The sequence below is a fragment of the Trueperaceae bacterium genome (assembly GCA_036381035.1).
GTDB lineage: Bacteria > Deinococcota > Deinococci > Deinococcales > Trueperaceae > DASRWD01.
On the sequence record DASVDQ010000012.1, the window covers coordinates 1 to 20,581 of the forward strand.

Below are 20,581 nucleotides of genomic sequence, written 5' to 3' on the forward strand. Positions count from 1 at the left end.
AGGTCCCTCTCGATCGCGGCGCGGGTCTGGTCGCTGATCCCCACTATCGCCTCCGCCGTGTCCTCGCCGGGCACCAGGACGACGAGCTCGGCGCCGGCCTGCTCCGCCCTGGCGATCGCCGCCATCGTGTTGAACTGCCCCTCAGGGAAGCCGTCGAGCACCAGCCCCTCGACATGGGTCTCCCAGACGCCAGCCTCGATGATCTCGGCAGGGAGGAGCGTCGCCCGTGAGTCGGGTCCAGCGCCCACCACTCGCCGCGGGTTGCTCACCACGTCTACGGCCGCGGCGACCTCGTCCCCGACGACGCCCCAGCGCTGGTGGACCACGACCGCCGGCGCCTGCCTGTAGGAGGCGGTCCGCTCCCCGCCGGCCACCGTCGCAGGCGCCGAGAACGCCGCGAACAGCAGGAGCTGGTCGATCGTCGCGAAGTCCACGGGCCCGTCCACGCCGCTCGCCGGCGGCGGCAGCGCCGGGTCGTCCCGTACGGCGACGGACCAGCGCAGGACGGGCTCCAGGGAGATGAGCTTCTCCAGGTACCTGTCGAGGACGTAGGCGTCGGGGACGCCTCCGACGTCGACCATCAGCGTGACGACCTGCGTCAGGTCCGCGAAGAACCTCTCCTCGTCCCCGTCGAGCTCCGCGATGACCCGCTCGGCGACCCGCTCCTCGCCGTCGGGGGAGGTCACGGTGAAGCGCAGCAGCTGGCGCCGCAGCACCTGCGGCGCGTCCTGACGCCCGGAGCCGCCGAGGGCCCCGATGGCTCCGGCCGCGCGGCCGCCCTTCTCCGCCGCGGTCTCGAACACGCCCGCCTGCGGCGAGGTCGCCGCGTCGGGCGGGACCGTGAAGCCGGACCGGGTGAACGCCTGGGCGCCGTCCGGCAAGCCGCCGAGCAGCGTCGGGAAGAGGAACGTCGTCGTCGCTTCCAGGTCTTCGAGCTGCATGGGCGTCTCGAGGGAGGCGAGCAGGGAGTCGGGCAGGTTCGCGTACGTGACCGCGAGGCCGGCGAGGTTCGCGGCCGGACGCTCCCATGGGGCCATCACGGGGACGGACCTCGTGGAGCCGCCCGTCTCGACGACGACCTCGCTCTCGATGCGGACCGTGTGCAGCAGGTCGCCGGGCACCGTGTCCGTGAACTCCCGCGCTCGGTCGACGGGCACCGGCTCGACCCCCGCGGTGAACGCGGGGTGAGCGGTCTCCCACGGGTCGTCGTCGGCCAGCCTGTACTCGACCCAGGCGTACCCTTGGGCCTCGGCCACGAGGTCGTGGCCGTCGGCTCCCGGCGCCGGCAGTCGGCCCGCGTCCTCCAGCAGCCTGCGGATGCGCTCGGCCTGAGCCCTGGCGGACTCCGACAGCTCGATGCTGAGCTCGCCGTCGAGCCGGGGCGGATCGCCCCGCAGCACCCCCTCCAACGCCGCGAGGCCGTCGCCGTCGAAGCCCAGACGGCGCAGGGTCGCGATGGCCTCCGCGAGCTCGGGCCTGTCGACGGCAGGCGCTGAGGCGGGCGGAGGCTCCCAGAGCCCGGTCAGGAGCAGCGCGGCGTCCTCCCGCGACAGCGTGCCTTCGACGACCTTGGCCTCGTAGCCCGCGTCGCGCAGGAGCTTGGCCAGCAGGACGGCCTGGTCGAAGGCGTTCCCGGCGCGCGCCATGAGGGTCCCGTCGGGCCCCCTCAGGACGCCGGCGTAGGCCTCGAACCCCACGTGCTCCCTCACCCAAGCGACGATGTCGGCGGGCTCCTCGAACGCCAACGCCGAGCCCAGCGCGTCCGCGTCGAAGGCCGTGCGGTCTATCGACGACCTGATGGCCCGCAACGCGCCTAGCGCCTCCTCCAGGCTGTCGAGGACGGCGTTCGCGCCGGCTTCGCTGTGCGCCAGAACGTACGGCATGGGCGGGTTCAGAAGCACCAGCCCCACCGTCAGCGCAGCGACCAAGGTGGCTCGGGTGGCCCTGGCGGCGGCAGGGGCGGTCACGACGTCCCCTTGGCCTGCGTCGGGAGCGGCTCCGTCGCCACGGGCTCCGCCGTCGCCGGGGTCCGCGGCCGATCGCACGGCCGCGAGCGACGGCTGGCCGTGGAGCATCCCCCGGTGCGCCCGGGGCGCATCGCCTGCCGGTGCCACCGGACACCCAGGTACAGGAGGTCGTTGGACACGTCACCGCTCCCTTCCCGCTCGCGCCGCGAGCGTGGCCACGCCGGGAAGCCTAAGTACGGAGCGTCAACGACGCGTCAACCCGCCGACGACATGAGAGGGGGCGACCCGTGTTTCCCCGGGTCGCCCCGCTCAGGAGGGAACTTCGCCGCTTCCGGCCCGTGCGCAAGCCGGGAGCCGCCAGGTCGAACGCGGGCTAGCCGCCCGCGATAACCTGCAGGATCGCGCCGACCGCAGCCGCAGCGGCCTGCACCGCCAGCAGCGACTGCTGGGTCACGCCCTGCGCCGCCAGCTGCCTGGCGCTCTCGACGAGCGCCTGCAGGTCGGCGCCCTGCGGGTGCGAGGAGAGGTCGTTCATGATGCCCGCGCCCTGGCCTCCGCAGGGGTTGCCCCAGTCGGCGTTGAACCCCTCGCCGCCCTCGCCGACGATGCAGTTCAGGACGTGGCCGAGGTGCCGTGAGGCCATGGCGAGGTCCTCGGCGCCGGCGCTGAAGCCGGAGTGCTGGATCGCCGTCTGGAGCTCGGTGGCGAGCGCGCCCGAGGGCGCCTCGATCATCTGGGAAGAGACGTAGCCCAGGCCGAGGGCGAGGGCGAGCGCGGCGGCGGTCTTGATCAGTGTCCTCTTCACGTTCCTACCTCCCATGGCTGGGCTGTTCACTCTGCGGGCGGTGCGTCGATGACGAAGGCCTCGAGCGCCTCCTCGTCGGGCGGCAGCTCGGCGTCGCCGGGCGGGAAGCCGTTGCTGGCGAGCACGTGCGCGATGACGTCGGCGTACTGCTGCGGCTCGAGGCTGCCCGGCGCGTTGAAGGGCATGTTCGTGCTGACGAACCTGAAGAGGGCGGCCAGGCTCATGCCCTGCCACGACTCGTCGAGCGGGTCGAGCCGCGGGCCCATGCCGCCCTGGAGCGCTGGTCCGTGGCAGCCGGAGCAGCGCGCCGCGAACACCTCGGCCCCGCGCGCCGCCTGCTCCTCGGTGTAGGCGCCGGTCGAGACGCCGACCTGCGCGGGCGCCGCCTGGGCCGCCGGCGGGCCGTAGTCCTCTCCCCCGTACCGACCGGCCAGCGCGAGCGCGGTGAGAGCCAGCACCGCGGCCACCGCCGCGCCCAGCCACACGTAGACGTTGCTGCCTCCCTGCGGAGATCCACTTGCCATGTCGTCCCCTTCCGCCCCCTGTTACGCGCGAGGGCGCGGATCGGATGCATGGCGGGCGCGCTGGGCGTGGAGCGGGCGGGGCTCCCCCGGTCTCAGTCCTCCGTGGCCGGGAAGAGCGGCGTGGGCCGGCCGGAGCGCACGACGACGTGGCAGGAGCGGCAGCGCGGCTCGTAGCTCTCGGCGGCGCCGACGAGCACGACGGGGTCGTCGACGTGCGCCGGCTGGCCGGCGATGAGGCGCTGCGTGCGCGTCGCGGCGCGCCCGCAGCGGCAGATGGCCGTGAGCTTCTCGACGACCTCGGCGCGCGCCAGCAGCGCGGGCATGGGGCCGAACGGCTCGCCGCGGAAGTCGAGGTCGAGGCCGGCGAGGATCACGCGCACGCCCCGGCTGGCGAGGCGGTCGACGAGGTCGACGAGCGCGGGCTCGAAGAACTGCGCCTCGTCGACGGCCACGACCTGGGTCTCCTCGCGCAGCGCGTCTTCGAGCGCGGCGACGTCGGGCACCGGCCGGGCCTCGAGCGTGCGGCCCATGTGCGACGCCACGGCGAGGGCGTCGTAGCGGTCGTCGATGACGGGCTTGAACACCTGCACCGGCTGCTTGGCGATGAGCGCGCGGGTCACCCGCCTGATCAGCTCCTCGCTCTTGCCGGAGAACATCGGGCCGGCGATGACCTCGACCCAGCCGCTCGAGAAGGGATGGCCCAGCACCCGGCCATGCTACCGCCGGGTGCGGGCCGTCTGGGGACGGGATCGGCGCCGCTCGCCGCGGGCGGGGTCGGCGGCGCCGTGCCCGCGTATGGGCCCCGACCGCGCGCCGCGAGCGGCCGCCGGCGCCTCAGGTCCCGTGGAGCGCCAGCAGCTCGTCGAGCCGGCTGTAGCCCGCCTCCATGCCGTCGGCCATCCCGGTCCTCATGGCGGCGTCGCGCGACCCCGTGCTGGAGTACTGGACGGTCGTGCGCACCAGCGTGCCGCCGTCCTCCTGCGCCTCGAACTCGATGATCACCAGCGTCTCGCCGCCCGTCCAGTCGTCGTCGTAGACCTCCCGCGCGACGAGGCGCTCGGGCGGCTGGACCTCCTCGAAGGTGCCGGTGAGGGCGAGGTCCGGCTCGCCCTCCTTGCGCCACACGTAGCGGTAGCCGCCACCGGGCCGCAGGTCGACCTCGCAGACAGGCATCGCCCACCCCTCGGGACCGAGCAGCCAGCGCCTGAGCAGCTCGGGGGTCGTGTAGGCCTCGAACACCAGCTCGCGCGGCGCCGCCAGCGCGCGCTCGATCCTCACCTGCGTGGGCGTGGGCGTGGTCAGCCGCAGCTTGCCCGTGACGGCCATCGCGGCGCCCTACGACGCCCGTCCGTCGGCCGCGGCCTCGAGCGCGGCCACGTCGAGCTTGGTCATGCCGAGCATCGCCTCGGTGGCGCGCCGGGCGCGCTCGGGGTCGGGGTCGCCGAGGAGGCGCGGCAGCGCCTCGGGCACGACCTGCCACGAGACGCCGAAGCGGTCCTTCAGCCAGCCGCACCGGCCCTCCTCGCCCCCGCCCTCGCGGAGGCGGTCCCAGTAGTAGTCGACCTCGGCCTGGTCGGCGCAGCTCACGTACAGCGATATCGCGTCGCTGAACCGGAAGTGGGAGCCGCCGTCGAAGGCGTGGAAGCGCTGCCCGCCGACCTCGAACGTCACGCCGGCGCCTCCGCCGGGCAGCACCCGACCGTCGGGGAACACGTCGGCATAGAACTCGGCCGCCTCCCGGGCGCCCTTTTCGAACATCAGGAACGGTGTGACCTTCTGGCTCATCCCTCTCTCCTCTCGCCCACGATGGGCACGGACGCGCGGCGGCGCCCCCGGCGGCCGACGGGCTCAGACCTCGCGCTGCCGCCTCAGCTCGACGAGCAGCGCGTCGAGCCGCGCGAAGCTCGCCTCCCAGTACTCCCTGTAGCGCTCGAGCCAGGCGCTGGCCGCGGCGAGCGGGGCCGCCTCGAGCCGGCGCGGTCGGCTGGTGCCGTCGCGCGAAACCGACACCAGGCCGGCCCGCTCCAGCACCTTCAGGTGCTTGGACACCGCCGGCTGGCTGATGTCGAGCGGTGCGGCGAGCTCGGTCACCGTCGCCTCGCCCTCCGCCAGGCGCTCGAGGATCGCGCGCCGCGTGGGGTCCGCCAGGGCGGCGAACACGGCGTCGAGGCCGGTCGTCGGGCGCGTTCCATGACCGGACGGTTCCATAACCGATTGGTAATATAGACGACCGCGCCTCGGCGCGTCAACACCCCTCGGCTCGGGTGCGGCGTCGGTCGGCCGCGCCCGGCGGCCTGGGGTCGGTCGGCGCCTCCTGACCGCGGCGTCCGCCCGCCGCGCCCCCGGGGCCGCGTGGTCGGCCCACCGCGCCCGTGGTCAGCGGGGGTCCGCGACGGGGCGCCGGCGCGAGGCGCCGCCGTCCGCGCACCGCACGCGACCCGCCAGGACCCTCGCCGCCGAGGGCCGGTGATAACCTCCGTGGCGATGGAGCGATTCCACGGGACCACGATCGTGGCGGTCAACAGGGACGGCGTCACGGCGCTCGTGGGGGACGGCCAGGTGAGCCTGGGCGACACGATCGTGAAGCGCGGGGCCGTGAAGGTGCGCGCGCTGGCGGACGGCAAGGTCGTCGCCGGCTTCGCCGGGGCGGTGTCCGACGCCTTCACTCTGCTCGACAAGTTCGAGGGCTACCTCGAGACCTACCGCGGCAACCTCACCAGGGCGGCCGTGGAGACCGTCAAGGAGTGGCGCACCGACAGGGCGCTGCGCAACCTCGAGGCGATGCTGATCGTCGCCGACCACGAGCAGATCCTCACGCTCTCCGGCGCGGGCGACGTCATCGCGCCAGACGAGCCGGTGGCGGCGGTGGGGTCGGGAGGTCCGTTCGCGCAGGCCGCCGCCACGGCGCTGCTGCGCCACACGAGGCTGAACGCCGAGGAGATCGGCCGCGCCGCGCTGGCGATCGCCGCCGAGATCGACGTGTTCACCAGCGGCAATGCCACGGTGCTGACGGTCTCGGCCGAGGGCGTCTCTGGCCCGGACGACGGCGCCGACCCGGTGAGCGAGGAGGGCGGCTGATGGACCCGTTCGACCCCGGCCCGGCCCGGGCCCACTACGCCGTGGCGCCGGACGGCTCGACGTTCGAGCTCGTCAGCCGCGCCGCCGGCCTGACGCCGGCCGAGATCGTCGCCGAGCTCGACCGCCACATCGTCGGCCAGGACAAGGCGAAGCGCGCGGTGGCCATCGCGCTGCGCAACCACTACCGCCGGCGCCGGCTCCCGCCCGACCTGCAGGCCGAGGTCACGCCGAAGAACATCATGCTGATCGGCCCCACCGGCGTCGGGAAGACGGAGATCGCCAGGCGGCTCGCCAGGCTGGCACGGGCGCCGTTCGTGAAGGTCGAGGCCACGAAGTTCACGGAGGTCGGCTACGTGGGGCGCGACGTCGACTCGATCGTGCGCGACCTCGTGCGCGCCGCCGAGGCGATGGTCGAGGAGGAGATGCGCGCCGAGGTGAGGGACCGCGTGGCCGCCGCCGCCGAGGAGCGCCTGCTGGGCGTGCTGCTGCCGGGCGGCAGCGCCGAGGGACGCGAGCGCATGCGCCGCCTGCTGCGGGAGGGCGAGCTCGAGGAGCGCGTCGTGGAGGTCGAGGTCAGGGACGAGCCCACGGTGACGATCCCGATGCCCGGCATGGAGGAGGCCGGCATGAACCTCCAGGACATGTTCCGCCGGTTCATGCCGGAGCGCCGCGTCAGGCGCCGGGTGACCGTCAGGGAGGCCAGGCGGCTGCTCGAGGACGAGGAGGCCGCCGCGCTCATCGACAAGGACGCCGTCGCCGGCGAGGCCGTGAGGCGCGCCGAGGAGATGGGCATCGTCTTCATCGACGAGATCGACAAGATCGCCGGCGGCGAGCGCCAGGGCACCGGCGACGTCAGCGGCGAGGGCGTGCAGCGCGACCTCCTGCCGATCGTCGAGGGGACGCAGGTGAACACGCGCCAAGGACCGGTCCGCACGGACCACGTGCTGTTCATCGCCGCCGGGGCCTTCAGCGTGTCTAAGCCCAGCGACCTGATCCCCGAGCTGCAGGGCCGCTTCCCCATCCGCGTCGAGCTGGAGGAGCTCTCGCAGGGCGACCTCAGGCGCATCCTCACCGAGCCGGAGCACGCGCTGACCAAGCAGTACCAGGCGCTCCTCGCCGTGGACGGCACCCGCCTGAGGTTCGAGGAGAGCGGCATCGACGCGATCGCCGAGTACGCCGAGCGGGTCAACCGCGAGGTCGAGGACATCGGCGCCAGGCGCCTGCACACGATCCTCGAGACGGTCCTCGAGGACGCCGCCTTCGGCACCGAGCTCGGCGACGTCGTGGTGGACGAGGCCCTGGTGCGCGCCAAGCTCGAGGACGTCGTGGAGGACGAGGACCTTAGCCGCTACATACTGTGAGGTCCGCGCCGCACGCACGCGCGGCCGGGGGAACGGCTAGGGCACATCGACGAAGGTGACCGTGAACGTCGCCTCCTTGGTCTTGACACCGTTGGTGGCCCTGACCCTGACGAGGTTCTTCTCGGTCTCGCCGATCTGGGCGTCCCCGGAGACCTCGAACGTCATCGTGTCCTCGTCTATCCCGGGCGGGATCTCGAGGTCCACGGCCGTCAGGAAGTCGGGTCCGTCGTGGAGCGTCACGACCACCGGCAGCGGGATCACCTCCAGCGACGCGGGCCGGCTCACCGTCACCGTCACCTCGAACTTCGACCCCTTGGCGGCAGTGATTTCGGCGGGTTCGATGGCGATCGAGAAGTCCATGCCGGCGTTGGCGAGCAGCGCGCCGCAGCCCGCGAGGGGCAGGGCGCAGGCGACGGCGAGCGCCGCGCGCGGTAGCAGTGCGGTCAGCCTCATCACTCGCACCTCCCGTGCCGGCGCCGGCCGGGCTTCGCGTCGGCGGGCGTGCTGTCCGGCACGCCGCAGAAGCTAGGCGTGCCGCGTCAACGCGGCGTCAACCGAGACCTCGGCGGCGCCAGCGGCGCGGGTACCGACCGTCGTGAGGTGAGCGCGATCGCCGGCCGGCGCCACGGCGGGCGGCGCCGGCGGCGAGGCTACTCGAGGGCCGGCTGCCTCGCGAAGAACTCCCAGATGTACTCGCTGGCGTCGATGTCGCGGTTCACGCGCGCGGCGGCCTCCGGCGGCAGGTCGCCTGGGTGGCCCGGCCAGACGTGGCCGCCGCCCTGGACGACTACCAGCTCGACCTCGTGGCCGTCCGGGCAGCCCCTGACCGAGAAGACGTGGACCTGGGTGCCGGGCGAGCGCCCGGTCGGCGGCACCGAGCGGCTCGTCACGTCGGTGCCGCAGCCGGCGTAGGCCGCCCAGTAGGAGATCGTCTGCTGCACCGAGGCGAGCAGCGTGACGCGCCCGTTCGGCGTGTCGAAGACCATGCCGCCGTAGGGGACGACCTCGTCCGCGGTGCCGTGCATCATCAGCAGCGAGACGGGCGCGCCCGCGCCGCACACTCGCGGCATGTCGGCGAAGCCGGCGGCGCCGACGGTGGCGAAGGCCGCGAAGGTGTCGCGCGCCTCGCAGGCCAGGCGCTCGGCCATGTAGCCGCCGTTCGAGAAGCCCGCCACGTAGACCCGCGTGGCGTCGAGGCCGTGGGCCGTCACGAGCTCGTCGACGAGCGCGGGCAGGAACCCGATGTCGTCCGACTCGACGTCGAAGCCCTCGATGCCCTCCACGTAGTTCCACTGGTTCTCGATGCCCTGTGGGTACACCACGGCGAACCCGCGCTCGGCGGCCAGGTCGTCGAAGCCCGTCAGGCGCGCCATGCCCTGCATCGTGCCGCCGCGGCCGTGCAGCACCACGAGGAGAGGCGCGCCCTCGGGCAGGTCGGGCGGCAGGTAGAGGTAGTACTCGCGTGTCACCCCGCCGAACTCCGTCGTGCGGACCTCGCCGGCGAGGCCCGCCTCCTGCGCCGAAGCGGACGCGAGGACGGCCAGGCAGGAAGCGGCGAGGATGGCCGCGAGCGGGCGGAAGGCTGGCTTCCTAGGGAACGGCACGGGCATGGACCCAGTGTGCCATCCGGCGCGCGCGGCCCCTCAATGCTCCCAGAAGGGCAGCTCCCCGCGCCTGAACGTGGGGTCGACGCGCGAGGCGAACTCCTCGAGGCCGTCGAGGTCCGGCGGCTCGAGGTAGTAGCGGAAGTTCTCCAGGTAGCGCTGCACGACGTAGGGCGGCAGGGACAGCCGCCTGGCCTCGACCGCGGCGACCTCCGCGAGGCGTCCGAGACCCGCGGTCCGCGCGGCGCGGAAGCGGCGCAGCAGGTCGGGGGACGGGGGTCGGTCGGCGCGCGACGCCCACACCGCGAAGGTGAACGGCAGCCGAGTGAGGCGGTACCACGCCTCGCCCAGGTCGTAGACGAAGAGGTCCGGCCGCAACGCGCTCCTGCCGCTGGCGCCGCGCGCGGCGGGGCCGCCCTCCCGCGGCCCCAGGTGCCGCACGGCCTCGGTGAGGGCGGCGTCGCCTATGAGCAGGGCGGCGTCGGCCGCGGCGAGCACGTCGTCGAGGGCTCCGGGCGTCGGCACGAGGTCGGCGGCCAGGCCGTCGGCCTCCAGGAGCACGCGCAGCAGCTCCACGCTCGTGGCCGAGTGGGGCGTGACGGCCACGCGCGCCCCCGCCAGCTCCTCCCACGGGCGGCGGGCGAACAGCATCACGCTGTAGACGGGCCCCAGCGTGGCGATCGAGAAGTCGGCGAGCGCCCTGTACTCTCCCCTGTGGCGCACGAGCTCGACCGAGGAGACGAGCGTCAGGTCGATCTCGCCGCGGCTCAGCGCCCCGTTCAGCTCGGCCGGCACGCCGCGGACGAACCGCACCTCCGGCCACGGCTCCAGGGCGTGGTGGAGCGGCGCCACGTTCGCGTAGGAGACGATGCCGAGGACGTAGGTGGCGGCGGGGGCCACCGCCCGCGTCTCCGCCGCCGTCAAGCGAACACCTCGAGCTCGCGGTAGAGCGCGTCGCGCAGGACGGGCACGCGGCCCGCTCCGCGTATCAGCCGCCTGAGCTCCTCCTCCTCCATGCCCTCGCGCGTCACGGCGCCGGCGGCGTGGGCGATCCTCTCGGCCTTGATCGTGCCGTCGACGTCAGACACGCCCGCCGAGAGCGACACCTGCGTCAGCTCGGGCGTGATCATGATCCAGTAGCCCTTGACGTGCGGGAAGTTGTCGAGCATCAGCCGGGCGACAGCCAGGTTGCGCAGGTCGTCGACGCCCGTAGTGAAGCGCGTGCCGAGCTGCTGGGAGAGCTGGTTGTTGTCGGGCTGCAGCGCCAGGGGCACGAACGAGAAGAACCCGCCGGTCTCGTCCTGCAGCTCGCGCAGTCGCAGCATGTGGTCGAGGCGCTCCTCCAGCGTCTCGATGTGCCCGTAGAGCATCGTCGCGTTCGTGGGCAGGCCGAGCTCGTGGGCGGTCCTGTGGACCTCGAGCCACTGGTCGGCCGTCACCTTCGCGCGCGCGACCTGCCTGCGCACGCGGTCGGCGAAGATCTCGGCACCGCCGCCGGGCAGGGCCACGAGGCCGTGGTCCTTGAGCTGCTGCAGGATCTCGCGGTAGCTCAGGCGCGGCCTGGTGATGCGGCTGAAGTGGTGGATCTCGGCGGCGGTCCAGGCCTTGACCTGCACGCCGGGGTAGCGCTCGGTGAGGCCTCTGACGAGGTCGAGGTAGTACTGCCACTCGCGCTTCGGGTGGTGCCCTGAGGAGATGTGGATCTCGGTGAGGCGTTCGTGGTAGTGCCTGTCGACGAACTCCCACACCTGCTCGAGGTCCCAGTCCCAGGCCCCCTCCTCGCCGAAGCGCCGCTGGAAGCCGCAGAACGTGCAGCCGACGTAGCAGATGTTCGTCTGCGAGAGGCGCAGGGAGTGGACGTAGTAGGCCTTGTCCCCCACCTTCCGCCGCCTGACGTGGTCGGCCAAGCGCATGACGCCTGGCAGGTCGCGCGTGCGGTAGAGGACGAGGCCGTCCTCGAGGGTCAGGCGCCGGCCCGCGAGGACCTTGTCGGCGACCCGCGCGAGGTCGGCGTCGCGGGTGACGAGACCCTCGCCCGTCACCGGCGGGACGGCGGCGGGCAGCGCCGTCACGAGTGGATCGCTCTCCCGGCGACGGCCAGGGACGCCTCCTTGAAGGCCTCGGAGAGCGTGGGGTGGGCGAACACCGTGGCCGCGACGTCCTCGGCCGACGCCCCGAAGCTCATGGCCAACACGGCCTCGGCGATCAGCTCGCCGGCGCGCGGCCCGATGGCGTGCACGCCGAGGACCCTGTCGGTCTCCGCGTGGGCCAGCACCTTCACCCGTCCGTCGGTGTGGCCGAGCGCCCGCGCCCTGCCGTTGGCGCTGAACGGGAACACGCCCTTCCTGTACGGCACGCCCCGCTCCGCGAGCGCCTCCTCGGTGGCGCCGACCGTCGCCACCTCCGGCTCCGTGTAGACGACGCCCGGCACGAGGTCGTGATCGACGCTCGCCGGCTTCCCGGCCAGCAGCTCCATGAGCGCGACGCCGTCCTCGGACGCCTTGTGGGCGAGCATGGGGCCCGGGACCAGGTCGCCTATCGCGTAGACGCCCTCGGCGGTGGTGCGGAAAGCCTCGTCGACCCGCACGCGGCCGCGCTCGTCGAGCTCCACGCCGGCCTCCTCGAGTCCCAGCCCCGCCGTGTTCGGCTTGCGCCCCACGGCGACAAGCACCTTCTCGGCCTCCACCGGCTCCGCGCCCTCGACCTCTACCCTGGCGACGCCGCCCTTCACGGACACGCCCGTGACCTTGGCGCTGAGCCTGAACTCCAGGCCCTGGCGCTTCAGCGCCTTCTGGGCCTCCTTGGCCGTCTCGAGGTCCATCCCGGGCAGTATGCGGTCCAGGTACTCGAGGACCGTGACCTCGGACCCCAGACGCGCCCACACCGAGCCCAGCTCGAGGCCGATGTAGCCGGCGCCGATCACGACGAGCCGCGGCGGCACCGCGGGGAACGCCAGCGCCTCGGTGCTCGTCACGACGGTCTCGCCGTCCGCCTCCACGCCCGGCAGGCCGGCCGCGACCGAGCCCGTCGCCAGCACGACGTGACGGGCCTCCAGCGTCGCCGGCTCGCCGCCCTCCACGACCACGCGCCCGCCCCCCGCGAGCCGGCCGGAGCCGCGGTAGACGGTCACGCCGTTCTTCTTCATCAGGTACGCGACGCCGTCGGTGTTCTGCTTGACGACCTTCTCGCGGCGCGCGTGCATGGCCTTCAGGTCGAGCTCGACCCGCGCGCTTATGCCGTGCTGGGCGAACGAGCCCCGGGCCTCCGCGTAGAGGAAGCTCGACTCGAGCAGCGCCTTCGAGGGGATGCACCCGACGCGGACGCACGTGCCGCCGAGGGTGGACTCCCTCTCGACGAGGCCGACGTCGAACCCGAGCTGCGCGCCCCTGATCGCAGCGACGTAGCCGCCGGGACCGGCGCCGATGACCACGACGTCGTGCCGCCTCGTAGCCCCCTCGGCCACGTCAGACCTCCAGCAGCATGCGCGCCGGGTCCTCGATGGCCTCCTTGACGCGCTTGAGGAAGGTGACGGCCTCGCGTCCGTCGACGATGCGGTGGTCGTAGGTGAGCGCGACGTACATCATCGGCCTGATCACGACCTGCCCGTCCCTGGCCACGGGCCGCTCCTGTATCGCGTGCATGCCGAGCACGCCGGACTGCGGCGGGTTCACGATGGGCGTCGACATCAGCGAGCCGAAGACGCCGCCGTTGCTGATGGTGAAGGTGCCGCCCTGCAGCTCCTCTGGCGTGAGCTTGTTCGCCTGCGCCCGCTGGCCGTAGTCGGCGATGACCCTCTCGATCTCGGCGAACGACAGCCTGTCGGCGTCGCGGATCACGGGCACGACCAGGCCCTTCTTGGCCGAGACGGCCACGCCGATGTCGTAGTAGTTCTTGTAGACGATGTCCTCGCCGTCGATCTCGGCGTTGAGCTGCGGGATCGCCTTCAGCGCGTCGATGACGGCCTTGACGAAGAAGGACATGAACCCGAGCCGCACCTCGTAGCGCTTCTCGAACGCCTCCCTGTACTCCTTGCGCAGCTCGATGACGGCCGTCATGTCGATCTCGTTGAACGTCGTGAGCAGCGCGGCCGTGCGCTGCGCGGCGACGAGCCGCTCGGCGATCGTGCGCCTGAGCGGGCTCATGCGCACGCGCTCCTCCTGGCGCGGGCCCTCCAGCACGGCCCCGGACGCGCGCGCGACGGCGCCGCCCGCGGCCAACGCCGCCTGGCGCTCGCGCTCGTCGAGGTAGCGCTGGACGTCCTCCTTCAGCAGCCTGCCGCCCGGACCGGTGGCCGGCACGTCGTCGGCGGAGAGGCCGTGCTCGGCGAGGAGCCGCTGCGCCGCCGGCATCACGACGGTCGCCTTGCGCACGGCGGGCGCCTCGACGACGGCCGCGGCCGCCCCGGGCGCCTGGGCGCGGGGGCCGGCCGCCGGCGGCGGCGCGGGGGGACGGCGCTCGGGCGCGGGCGTAGGCGGCTGCAGCGGCGCCGCGGGCTGCTGGGCGGGCGCGGGTGCCTCGGGTTCCTGGGCGGGCGCGGGCGCGGCCTCACCGGCCCGCGTCTCGTCGACGCGGGCGACGACGGCGCCAACGGCCACGGTGTCGCCCTCGGCGAAGAGCTGCTCGGTCAGGACGCCGGCCACCGGCGAGGGTACCTCGAGGGTCGCCTTGTCGGTCTCCACCTCGACGATCGGCTCGTCGACGGCCACGCGGTCGCCGACCGACTTGAGCCAGCTCCCGATGATGACCTCGGAGATCGACTCGCCCGCGGCGGGCACCTTGACGTCTGTAGCCATCCTCGACCCTTCCTGGGCGGGCGCCGGCGCGTGGCGCGCACGCGGCGCGCTCAGCCGGAGAACGCCTCCGCCACCAGCATCTGCTGCTCGATGCGGTGCGCGGCGCCCGAGCCCGTCGCCGGGCTCGCCGACTCGGGCCGCGTCACGCCGGCGAACGGCCTGCCGGCGACCTCGCCGCCCCATCGTACCCGCAGGTACCACCACGCCCCCATGTTGGCGGGCTCCTCCTGGACCCAGAAGACGGGCACGCCCTCCGGGTACGGGGCCAGGGCCGCCTCGACCTCTTCCTGCCGCAGCGGGTAGAGCTGCTCGAGCCGCAGTATCGCGACGTCGTGCGCGCCGCGCTCCTCGCGCGCGGCGGCCAGCTCGTAGTAGAGCTTCCCGGTCGTGAGCAGCACGCGCCTGACGCCGGCCGGGTCGACCTGGGCGTCGGGGATCACGCGCTGGAAGCGGCCCGAGACGAACTCGTCGAGGTCGCTGACCGCCTGCGGGTGGCGCAGCAGGCTCTTGGGCGTCATGACGATCAGGGGCTTGCGGAGCGGGCGCAGCACCTGCCGCCTGAGCAGGTGGAAGTACTGGGCCGGGGTCGTGGGGTAGGCGACCTGCATGTTGTCCTCGGCGCAGAGCTGGAGGTAGCGCTCCAGGCGGGCGCTCGAGTGCTCGGGTCCCTGCCCCTCGAAACCGTGCGGCAGCAGCATCACGAGCCCCGAGAGCCGACCCCACTTCTCCTCCGCCGAGGAGAGGAACTGGTCGATGATCACCTGGGCGCCGTTCGCGAAGTCGCCGAACTGCGCCTCCCACAGCACCAGTCCGTCGGGGGTGTCGACGCTGTAGCCGTACTCGAAGCCGAGCACGCCGGCCTCGGAGAGCGGGCTGTTGTGCACCTCGAAGACGCCGCCGTTCTCGCCGGCGAGCTCGGCCAGCGGCACGTGCTCGTGACCGTCCTCGGTGTCGTGGAAGACGGCGTGGCGGTGGCTGAACGTCCCGCGCTCGCTGTCCTGGCCCGTGAGCCGCACGCGGTGGCCCTGGGCGACGAGGCTGGCGAAGGCCAGCGCCTCGCCGGCGGCCCAGTCGAGCGGGGCGTTGCCCCTGGCCATCTCCAGGCGCGCGGCCAGGGCGCGCTTCAGCTTGGGGTTGAGGTTGAAGCCCTCCGGCACGCGCGTCAGCGCCTCGAGCCAGGCCGACGCCTGCTCGCGCGTCACGGACGTGTCGACGTCGGGGACGGCCGCGTCGGCGCCGCCGCAGTAGTCGCTCCACACGCCCTGCAGCGTCGGGTAGACGACCTTGAAGCCCTGCTGGCGCGCCTCGGAGAGGTGCGCCTCGAGCCGCTGCCGGCGGTCCTCGGCGATCTTCTCGGCCTCGGCCATGCTGACCTCGCCCAGGCTGAGCAGCTTGTCGCGGTAGGCCTCCCGCACCGACTTGCGCTTCCTGACCTTCGCGTACATCACCGGCTGCGTGAAGGCCGGCTCGTCGGTCTCGTTGTGGCCCAGGCGGCGGTAGCAGTACATGTCGATGACGACGTCGCGCTTGAACTCGCGCCTGAAGTCCATCGCGAGCTGCACGACCTGCGCCACGGCCTCCGGGTCCTCGCCGTTGACGTGGAAGATCGGGCTCTGCAGCATCTTCGCGACGTCGCTGGCGTAGGTGGTCGAGCGCGCCTGCCGCGGGCCGGTGGTGAAGCCGATCTGGTTGTTGACGATGACGTGCAGCGCCCCGCCGACGCGGTACCCCTCGAGCCCGCTCAGGTTGAGGGACTCCTGCACGATGCCCTGCCCGATGAACGCCGCGTCGCCGTGGATCAGCACGGGCAGGACGCGCTCGCGCTCGACGTCGCCGCGGCGGTCCTGCTTCGCGCGCGTGCGGCCCAGGACCACGGGGTTCACGTACTCGAGGTGCGAGGGGTTGAACGCCAGGGAGAGGTGCACAGACCTGCCCGTCGAGGTGACGTGGTCGCTCGAGTAGCCGAGGTGGTACTTCACGTCGCCGCGGCCCAGGTAGCTCTCGGGGTCCTTGTCCTCGAACTCCCTGAAGATGCTGCTGGCGGACTTGCCCATCACGTTCGCCAGCACGTTGAGCCGTCCGCGGTGGGCCATGCCGAGGACGACCTCGGCGACGCCCTGCTCGGCGGCCTTCTCGATCACGAGGTCGAGCAGCGGGATCAGCGTCTCGCCGCCCTCGAGCGAGAACGACTTGGCGCCGACGAACTTGCGCTGGATGAACTCCTCGAAGGTCGTGGCGTCGGTCAGCTTCGTGAGGATGCGCAGCTGCTCCTCGCGCGAGAGCTGGAGCCTGTTGCGCGTCGTCTCCATGCGCCGCTGCAGCCACACGCGCAGCTCCAGCCTGTCGATGTGCATGAACTGCGCGCCGATCGAGCGCGTGTAGGTCTCCTTGAGCCCCTCGATGACCTCGCCTACGGTCGTCGCGCCGGGCAGCACGCTGCCGATCACCGGCTTCGCCATGTCGGCCTCGGTGAGGCCGTAGAACTCGGGCTCGAGCTCGGGCGCCGCGAAGGGCTCCTGGCCCAGGGGGCTCAGGCGCGCCAGCCGGTGGCCCCGCACGCGGTAGTTGCGCACCAGACGGTCCAGCTTCTGCTGCAGCACCGCCGCCGCGGCGCCGGCCTCGGTGAGCTGGTCGGCCGTGTGGGACGGCGGGTTGAAGAGGCTGCGCGGGGCGAACGTCGGCTCCAGGTGACGCGCCACGGGCCCGGCCGGTCCCAGGCCCTCGAAGTACTCGCGCCACTCGGGCGACACCGACGCCGGGTCGTCGAGGTAGCGGAGGTAGAGCTCCTCGACGTAGTCGAGGCTGCCGCTGGAGAAATGTCGTGGGGGTTCGGGCTCGTTGTCCCGTGTCAGCTCGCGTGGGCCGTTCGGCGCCATGTCGCTCCGTTCTAACACGCGCTGGAGGCGGTTTCCGTTCGGTATCCGACCTCCGGGGCACCGCCGGCCGGCGCGCCGGCGCGCGTATCTTGACGGCATGACCCACGCAGCGGGCGCGCCCCCGCAGCTCCTCTGCCTCGGCGAGCTCCTCGTCGACATGGTGCCGCAGGAGGAGGGCCAGGGCCTGGAGTCAGCCCGCACGTACCTGTGGGCGGCCGGGGGCGCGCCGGCGAACGTGGCGGTCGCGGCGTCGCGGCTCGGGGCGCGCAGCGCCGTCGTCGCCGCCGTAGGGGACGACCCGTTCGGGCGCGCGCTTCGGCACGACCTCGCCCGCGCCGGCGTCGACGTCGAGGACGTCGCGGCGGTGCCGCGGCGCACCGCCGTGGCCTTCGTCTCCCTGGCCGAGGGGGGCGAGCGCGGCTTCCTCTTCTACGGCGACGACCCGGCGCACGACCACCTGACGACCGAGCGGGCGCTCGCCGCGCTGCGGCGCCTCGAGGGCGCCGCGGGCCCGCGGTGCCTCCACTTCGGCTCCGTCTGCCTGTCCCGCGAACCGGCCAGGTCGGCGACCGTCGCGGCGGTCGAGGCGGCGCGCGCCGCGTCCGTGACGGTCTCCTGCGACGTGAACCTGCGCGAGGCCTTCTGGCGCGACCGCGACGAGGCCAGGGAGGTGATCGGCGGCCTGGCGGCGCGGGCCGACGTCGTGAAGGTGAGCGAGGAGGAGGCGCGCTTCCTCGCCGGCGACGGGCCGGAGCCGGAGCGGCGCCTGGTGCGCGCCCTGCTGGACGGGCCGACCAGGCTCGTCGTCGTCAGCCGCGGCGCCGCCGGCGCCAGCGCCTTCACGGCCGGGTTCACGGTCGACGCCGCGGCGCCCCGCGTGAGGAGCGTGGACTCGACCGGCGCCGGCGACGCCCTCACCGGCGCCCTGCTCGCCGCCACGCTGCGCGCTCCGGTCACCTGGGAGGACGCGTCCGCCGCCCGACGAGAGCTGGAGCGGGCCTGCGCCTACGCGGCGCTGTCGACTACGCGGCGCGGCGCGATCCCCTCGTACCCGACCGCGGACGAGCTCGCGGCGTTCGCCGGCTGAGGGCGGGCTGGGCCGCCGTCGCCCGCGGGCGGCGCCGCGGGCGTGCCGGGCCCCCGCACCGACGAGGCGTGCGCGCCGGTCCCCGCCTGAGCAGGCAGCCCCGTCGCACGCGGCGTTCCCGGTGGTAGAAGGGGCGCATGGACCAGGTCGACGTCCGCGCGGCCGTCTCCCGGCTCCAGGGCCGCGTGCGGCGCACCCCGCTGCTGCCGCTGGCGCTGCCGGCGGTGGGGCCGCGCGAGGTCTACGTGAAGGCGGAGTCCCTCCAGCTCACGGGCTCGTTCAAGGTGCGCGGCGCCACGAACTTCCTCGCCGCCATGCCGGAGAAGGAGCGGCGGCGCGGGGTCGTGACGCACTCGTCGGGCAACCACGCCCAGGGCGTGGCGCACGCCGCCGCGGCGTTCGGGGTGCCAGCGACCGTCGTGATCCCGGAGGGCGCTCCCGAGGTGAAGGTGAGGCGCACGCTCGAGCTCGGCGCGAAGGTCGTGCGCTGCCGCAACACCCAGGCGGACCGCCACGGGACGGCGGAGAGGATCGCCGCCGAGACCGGCGCGACGCTGCTGCCGCCCTTCGACGACGCCAGGGTCGTGGAGGGCCAGTCGACGGTGGGCGTGGAGATCGCCGAGGACCTGCCCCGCGTCGCGAACGTCCTCGTGCCCGTCGGCGGCGGCGGCCTCGCCTCCGGCATCTGCGCCGCGCTGGCGCACCTGGCGCCCGAGGCGCGCGTGATCGGCGTCGAGCCGGCCCTGGCGGCCGACGCCCAGGAGTCGCTGCGCCGCGGCGAGGTCGTCACCTGGCCGGCCGAGCGCACGACGGCGACGATGGCCGACGGCGTGCGCACCCAGTCGATCGGCGAGCTGAACCTGGCCGTGCTGCGCTCGCGCCTCGCCGGCATAGTCACGGTGGAAGAGGAAGCGATCGCCGCCGCCACGCGTTCCTACGTCACCGAGGCCAGGCTCGTGGTCGAGCCGACGGGGGCGCTGAGCCTCGCCGGCCTGCTGCGCCTGCTGCGCGAGCCGGGGGCCGACGGCGTCGAGCTGGCTCCGGGGCCGACCGTCGTCGTCGCCTCGGGCGGCAACGTCGACCCCGCCAGGCTGTGCGCGATCCTCGCCGACCAGGGGCTGTGACTCCCATCCCTGAGCCGCCGGGGCGGCGCCTCGTTATCCTTGTCTCGTGAGCCCGCTGGCCGCGCTCGTGTTCATAGGCTTCCTGTTCGTGATCGCCCTGTGCCTCGCGGTGTGGGCCGCCCTGTCGCTGGCGGCCGCGCCCAGGCGCCGGGACGAGCGCGAGCGGGTCGCCTACGTGCCGCTCTCGCGGCCGGCCGAGGCGCCGGTGTGGCGCGCGGAGCGCGGCGCCTCGTCCGCCCGCCAGCCCGCGGCCCAGGCCTCGGGCCGCACGCCGGCGACCGCGGCGGGCACCGTCGGGGGCTCGGCGACGCCCTCGGTCGGGCGCGCCACCGTGACGGCCCGCGTCAAGGGCCCGGCGGCGCCCCAGGCGGACGCGCCCGAGCGCCGCGCCGGCAACGACGAGCGCCGCGGGGCCAAGGCGCAGGTCACGCAGCGGCCGAACCTCGACGACGCCTTCGAGCGCTTCCTCGAGCACGAGCGCCGGGAGCGCTGAGCGCCGCGAAGCGAGCCGGCGGCCCAGGTTCACGGCGCCTGCCGGGACCAGGGTCACAGGAGCGGCCCGCCTCCTGGCGGGCCGCGATGCCTGGCTGGCTTCCCGCCGGGCTCAGCCGGCAGCGACCTGACCCTGCGCCAGCTCCTTGAGCCGCCGGTAGGCGGCCTCGGCCCGGGCCCTGAGCTGGCTGTTGTCGGCCTTGCCGGCCATCATCAGGTGCATGTTGATGTGCTGGTCGACGTCGCCGAAGATCGAGTTGAGCGCCTCGACCTCCTCGCCCGGCCGCAGCGTCGCGTCGCCCCTGAACATGTGCGTGTAGGTGTACTCGAAGTCGGCCTCGTCCATCTCGCCGCCCAGGTAGCGCTCGAGGACCCGCAGGTAGGGCGTGAGGTCCGTGCGGGCGGGGCCGGAGGCGGCGGCCACCGGCTCGCCCTGGGGCAGGAGGGCGAAGCCCTCGTCGAGGGCGTCGGGCGTGATCTCCCAGTTGTCGCGGTCGAAGACGGGCTGGCCGTCCTTGAACAGGATCACCTGGGGCGACTCGTGCTTGATCCCGGTGACCTCCGCCACACGGTTGCTGGCGGCCCGCGACTCGACGACGCGGATGACCCCGCACATCAGGTCCTCGCGCGGCTCTAGGCGCTCCTGCACGAAGCCGAAGCCCTGCATGGTCTTGTGGCACGTCCCGGCCTTGAAGATGACGCTGGTCGGGTAGCGGCCCAGGAACTCGTTCACCCCCTCGGGGGTCGTGAGCAGTACGACGCGGTCCTTGAGCATGCTCTCGAGCGTTCCCTCCGTCTCCGCAGCGATGGTAAACCGCCCGGCCGCCATCATCCTGTGGCCCAGTTAGCCGTGGGCCACTATGGGGCGCG

General features: G+C 73.5%; 20 protein-coding genes. 5 read left to right on the plus strand and 15 right to left on the minus strand.

All coding sequences use genetic code 11. From position 1 onward, the window contains the following. The 7 genes from VF202_01320 to VF202_01350 form a co-directional block, all read right to left on the minus strand. A partial coding sequence (locus VF202_01320; GenBank protein HEX7038735.1) for a transglutaminase-like domain-containing protein occupies positions 1 to 1,928 on the minus strand: 1,928 nt, incomplete at its 3' end. 412 nt (positions 1,929 to 2,340) lie between these two features. Next, positions 2,341 to 2,772, minus strand: a complete 432-nt coding sequence (locus VF202_01325; protein HEX7038736.1) for a hypothetical protein — start codon at positions 2,770 to 2,772, stop codon at positions 2,341 to 2,343. A 26-nt stretch (positions 2,773 to 2,798) separates the two neighbouring features. After that, positions 2,799 to 3,296: a cytochrome c gene (locus VF202_01330; protein ID HEX7038737.1), complete on the minus strand. Its 498-nt coding sequence runs from the start codon at positions 3,294 to 3,296 to the stop codon at positions 2,799 to 2,801. Between the two features lie 92 nt (positions 3,297 to 3,388). Next, the gene (locus tag VF202_01335; GenBank protein HEX7038738.1) at positions 3,389 to 4,003 is read right to left on the minus strand and encodes a thymidine kinase; all 615 of its coding nucleotides are present in this window, start codon (positions 4,001 to 4,003) and stop codon (positions 3,389 to 3,391) included. A 127-nt stretch (positions 4,004 to 4,130) separates the two neighbouring features. Continuing rightward, positions 4,131 to 4,622 carry an SRPBCC family protein gene (locus VF202_01340; GenBank protein ID HEX7038739.1) on the minus strand — a complete coding sequence of 164 codons (492 nt, stop codon included), beginning with the start codon at positions 4,620 to 4,622 and terminating at the stop codon, positions 4,131 to 4,133. A 9-nt stretch (positions 4,623 to 4,631) separates the two neighbouring features. Next, complete coding sequence (locus VF202_01345) at positions 4,632 to 5,081, minus strand: VOC family protein (protein ID HEX7038740.1); 450 nt, start codon at positions 5,079 to 5,081, stop codon at positions 4,632 to 4,634. A 63-nt stretch (positions 5,082 to 5,144) separates the two neighbouring features. Further along, entirely contained in the window at positions 5,145 to 5,504 is a 360-nt protein-coding gene (locus tag VF202_01350; protein ID HEX7038741.1) for a metalloregulator ArsR/SmtB family transcription factor, read from the minus strand. 276 nt (positions 5,505 to 5,780) lie between these two features. Here VF202_01350 and hslV point away from each other — a divergent pair, with 276 nt between their 5' ends. Together hslV and hslU are read left to right on the plus strand one after the other, a co-directional pair. After that, a complete protein-coding gene (gene hslV, locus VF202_01355; protein ID HEX7038742.1) occupies positions 5,781 to 6,374 on the plus strand; it encodes an ATP-dependent protease subunit HslV in 594 nt (197 codons plus the stop codon). Continuing rightward, entirely contained in the window at positions 6,374 to 7,735 is a 1,362-nt protein-coding gene (gene hslU / locus VF202_01360) for an ATP-dependent protease ATPase subunit HslU (GenBank protein ID HEX7038743.1), read from the plus strand. The genes hslV and hslU overlap by 1 nt, the downstream gene beginning before the upstream one ends. A gap of 36 nt (positions 7,736 to 7,771) precedes the next feature. Here hslU and VF202_01365 read toward each other — a convergent pair whose 3' ends face one another. From VF202_01365 to VF202_01395, 7 genes are all read right to left on the minus strand, one after another. After that, positions 7,772 to 8,188, minus strand: coding sequence for a hypothetical protein (locus VF202_01365; protein ID HEX7038744.1), 417 nt, complete (start codon positions 8,186 to 8,188; stop codon positions 7,772 to 7,774). 197 nt (positions 8,189 to 8,385) lie between these two features. Next, entirely contained in the window at positions 8,386 to 9,345 is a 960-nt protein-coding gene (locus VF202_01370) for a PHB depolymerase family esterase (protein ID HEX7038745.1), read from the minus strand. A gap of 33 nt (positions 9,346 to 9,378) precedes the next feature. Next, a complete protein-coding gene (locus VF202_01375; GenBank protein ID HEX7038746.1) occupies positions 9,379 to 10,263 on the minus strand; it encodes a menaquinone biosynthesis protein in 885 nt (294 codons plus the stop codon). Then, positions 10,260 to 11,411 carry an aminofutalosine synthase MqnE gene (mqnE, locus tag VF202_01380; GenBank protein ID HEX7038747.1) on the minus strand — a complete coding sequence of 384 codons (1,152 nt, stop codon included), beginning with the start codon at positions 11,409 to 11,411 and terminating at the stop codon, positions 10,260 to 10,262. Before mqnE ends, VF202_01375 begins: the two co-directional genes overlap by 4 nt. Further along, the gene (gene lpdA / locus VF202_01385) at positions 11,408 to 12,802 is read right to left on the minus strand and encodes a dihydrolipoyl dehydrogenase (protein ID HEX7038748.1); all 1,395 of its coding nucleotides are present in this window, start codon (positions 12,800 to 12,802) and stop codon (positions 11,408 to 11,410) included. Before lpdA ends, mqnE begins: the two co-directional genes overlap by 4 nt. A gap of 1 nt (position 12,803) precedes the next feature. Further along, a complete protein-coding gene (gene odhB / locus VF202_01390; protein ID HEX7038749.1) occupies positions 12,804 to 14,132 on the minus strand; it encodes a 2-oxoglutarate dehydrogenase complex dihydrolipoyllysine-residue succinyltransferase in 1,329 nt (442 codons plus the stop codon). A 50-nt stretch (positions 14,133 to 14,182) separates the two neighbouring features. Next, positions 14,183 to 17,008, minus strand: coding sequence for a 2-oxoglutarate dehydrogenase E1 component (locus tag VF202_01395; protein HEX7038750.1), 2,826 nt, complete (start codon positions 17,006 to 17,008; stop codon positions 14,183 to 14,185). A gap of 97 nt (positions 17,009 to 17,105) precedes the next feature. Between VF202_01395 and VF202_01400 the strand changes: the two genes are divergently transcribed. The 3 genes from VF202_01400 (at position 17,106) to VF202_01410 (ending at position 19,712) form a co-directional block, all read left to right on the plus strand. Then, positions 17,106 to 18,095, plus strand: a complete 990-nt coding sequence (locus VF202_01400) for a carbohydrate kinase (GenBank protein HEX7038751.1) — start codon at positions 17,106 to 17,108, stop codon at positions 18,093 to 18,095. 137 nt (positions 18,096 to 18,232) lie between these two features. Continuing rightward, a complete protein-coding gene (locus VF202_01405) occupies positions 18,233 to 19,219 on the plus strand; it encodes a threonine/serine dehydratase (protein ID HEX7038752.1) in 987 nt (328 codons plus the stop codon). A 46-nt stretch (positions 19,220 to 19,265) separates the two neighbouring features. Next, positions 19,266 to 19,712, plus strand: coding sequence for a hypothetical protein (locus VF202_01410; protein HEX7038753.1), 447 nt, complete (start codon positions 19,266 to 19,268; stop codon positions 19,710 to 19,712). 111 nt (positions 19,713 to 19,823) lie between these two features. Here the strand turns inward: VF202_01410 and VF202_01415 are convergent, their stop codons facing one another. Next, positions 19,824 to 20,486 carry a monothiol bacilliredoxin BrxC family protein gene (locus VF202_01415; protein ID HEX7038754.1) on the minus strand — a complete coding sequence of 221 codons (663 nt, stop codon included), beginning with the start codon at positions 20,484 to 20,486 and terminating at the stop codon, positions 19,824 to 19,826. Positions 20,487 to 20,581: the final 95 nt, after the last annotated feature.